1 protein-coding gene is annotated in these 246 nt (G+C 74.4%); it reads left to right on the top strand.

Annotation, left to right across the window (positions count from 1 at the left end; translation table 11 throughout):
• On the top strand, positions 1 to 246 hold a 246-nt coding region (locus HKX41_12830), incomplete at both ends, for an AMP-binding protein (protein ID NNC25020.1).

Here is a 246-nt window from a genome sequence, read left to right as displayed (position 1 = left end):
GCTACGCCGAGCTGGACGCGCTGTCGAACCGGTTGGCGCGGCATCTGGCCGGCCTGGGCGTCGGGCCCGATGCGCGGGTGGCGCTGTGCGTGGACCGCGGCATCGAGATGGTGGTGGGCGTGCTCGGCGTGCTCAAGGCCGGCGGCGCTTACGTGCCGGTGGATCCGGCCTATCCGTCCGACCGCTTGGCCTATGTGCTGGCCGACTGCGCGCCGCAGGCGGTGCTGACCCAGGCCGCGCTGCGCG

Source organism: Salifodinibacter halophilus (genome assembly GCA_012999515.1).
Classification (GTDB): Bacteria; Pseudomonadota; Gammaproteobacteria; order Nevskiales; family Salinisphaeraceae; genus Salifodinibacter; species Salifodinibacter halophilus.
The sequence above is the reverse complement of the archived record's forward strand: the minus strand, read 5'-3'. Positions and strand labels throughout refer to the sequence as shown.